The sequence below is a fragment of the Luteimonas abyssi genome, from assembly GCF_001482195.1.
Classification (GTDB): Bacteria; Pseudomonadota; Gammaproteobacteria; order Xanthomonadales; family Xanthomonadaceae; genus Luteimonas; species Luteimonas abyssi.
In genome coordinates, this window is sequence record NZ_KQ759763.1 from 3,963,355 (window position 1) to 3,965,915 (window position 2,561).

The window sequence follows — 2,561 nt, forward strand, 5'->3', positions numbered from 1 at the left end:
TGCAGATGATGCACCGTCGAATTCGAAGGACCATGACCACCCGCCACATGCGGCCAGATATGCAGGCTCTCGATGCGGCGCTTCTCGTGTTGCCAGTCGATCAGCAGGGCAGGATCCTCGATGAGGCTGTCGACCTGGTTCCAGCGATCCATCGGTGGCGCCCACTCACTGGGATAGCGGATCACCAGCCGCGAGATAGCCTGTGCCAGCCATGGCTTTTTCAAGGCGTCGCGGAGTTCGAGGGGCGTGATCTGCTTGTTGTCGTCGGTATCGATGGCTTGGCCGAGTGCTGCGAACAGCGGGCTGTCCTCCACGCTGCGGGCGCTGGATTCGAATGCACCTTGCTCGGATGGCGTGCTCCTTCTGCTGGAAGATAGCTCGCGGGCGAAGAGTTCGCGAGGCTGCAGTTCGCCCGTATCGAACAATTCGAAACCCGGCCATGCCCACGGCGAGCAACGCTCCACGTTCGGATGATCGCGTTCGCGCGCCCAGCCCTGGATCGGGTCACCGGTTGCGGTGCCGGTGTCGATCAGGAACCAACGTGTGCCGTCTTCTTCGGTCGCGGACGATGCGGCCGATTTGAGCGAGACCACGTTGCTGTGAGCGACCGGCTCGCCGGCCACATTGGCGACCTGCAACGGGAAGCGGGACCAGACCCGGGCGGGGCCGGCGACGACCGAGCCCGGAGTCGCGGCTGAATGGTCGAGCCAGATGTCGCCTCCGGACGGTGTCAGGAGTTTGCGCCGGGTGTAGGCGGATTTGTCCGTGAGTGTGTTGAACGCCTCCAACGTCAATTCATTCCCTGACGCATCCACGGCCGCGAGGAAGATGCGGCCGTCCGCATAGGTGCGGGTGGAGGTGACGAATCCTGGCGGCCTGTCGCTCACGATGTCGATCGTGCCGCGCTTTCCCTTGACCCAGCCGGAATCCGTCCCGCTTTCACCTTGTAGGATGGCCGCCTCTGTGCTGCCCAGTTCGATGTCGGGCGTGGCAGGCTGGACCAGCATTGCGCCGGGCTTGACGTGGAGCAGTGTCTTATCGTTCTCACCGAGCTGGGTATCACGTGCGCGGCTCTGACGAATGAAGGCTTGCAGATCCTCAGGAGTGAAGACATCGATCTGTGCCAGTGGACGATCGCTGCAGCCGATCATGGGGTCCATGTCCAGGTAGCGTTGATACTGGCCGAGGTGTCCGACCAGGTCGCCAGCCTTGATCTCTTCGGGTTCGGGGAATACGTGTACGGTCCCGACCGCATGAGGTTGGCTGGTGGACGTCAAGCCCTCCCGCGAGGTTGCTGTGCCCTTGAAGATGTACAGACCTGTGACATCGGTAGGATATGTGGTGCCTCCCCCAACGACTTCTAAGATCCGGTGATACGCGGAATTAGCCGGATTGGCTTCGCCGAGCTTCAGTTTGACGCCGCGTGGAGCGAATCCAGCGATAGTATTTCCAGCGTCGCGCAGGTTCATCCCGATCCCGCCCGTGGCGGGGATGAATCCGTTGGTTTCACGGTCGCTGTCTGCTGCGCGATCGCCGACCGTATAGATAGCATCGTTCCAGAACGCCGGTCGCGCGAGTTCCTGATTCGTGTCGTAGCTGGGCCAGTTGCTCAGGTGCATGTATAGGCTGTACAGCACGAGGGACGGTTCGGTATTGGACTGCTGCTCCCCCGAGCCAGTGCTAGGTTCCTGGCCGCCGTTTTGCGGAGCCGGCGGTGGTTGAAGTTGATGTTTGACCAGAACGAAGCCGCTTGAGTATCTGGCCGCCGCGCATGTTTCGTAAGGGACGGTGGGATAGTTGTCATCGATCCGGTAGGCAATGACCTCACCGTCCGCGATGCAGCGAACGCCATCATCCTGAGACAGAAGGCGACCTGTCTCTGCACCGAAGTGGATGCCGCCGTGCCACTGGCCGTTGTAACCAATGGGGAAGAAGCCGTCCTCGGCCCTGCTCAGCGCATCGAAGTAGTCCTGAGCGCTAGGCTCGGCCGGATGAGCGTCCGCGGAGGCGCTGTCGTCCTTTAGGGGGAACGGATAAACAGTCCGATTCAGCGGCTTTGGTTTTTGGGATTCTTCGGTCATGGGGCTTCCTTGCAATCCATCATCCTGAGAAATCGAACATCCGCTTCGGTGTCAGTTTCACGAGGCCATCGGGCAGCGACAGACGCACGTCGCCGCTCTCCCCACCCCGAAACGGATGTTGACTGGCCTTGACCGTGAATTCCCCCGGGCACTCGAAGGTGATGTCGCCGCCTTCCAGCACCACGCGCGATTGCCCGGCCTGCAGGACGATCTTCTCGTTGGCGAGCACGTCGATGCGCTCGTCGGTGGCGGTGAGGGTGACGGATTGGTCGGCCAGCAGTTCCAGTTCGCCGGTATGCGCTTGCAGGCTCAGCGGGCCGTTGGCGGCGATGGCGCGCACCGGGCCGGCGTGGGCGTACAGGGCGGTGTGCTGGCCGGCGACGCTGGCGAAGGTCTGGCCGGCGGCCAGATGCGCATCGCCCTGGGCGGTGAGGTGCAGCGCACCGCCGGCGTAGGCCACCGCGCTCTTGGGGGTGGCGA

Annotated in this window: 2 protein-coding genes; both read right to left on the reverse strand. The window is 62.7% G+C overall.

What is annotated here, in order from left to right:
* Window positions 1–2,081, reverse strand: a 2,081-nt coding sequence (locus RG19_RS17955) for a calcium-binding protein (RefSeq protein WP_162267101.1), incomplete at its 3' end; no start/stop codon positions are given.
* 19 nt (window positions 2,082–2,100) lie between these two features.
* Window positions 2,101–2,561: DUF2345 domain-containing protein (locus tag RG19_RS17005; protein ID WP_157515327.1), on the reverse strand; the 461-nt coding region annotated here is incomplete at its 5' end.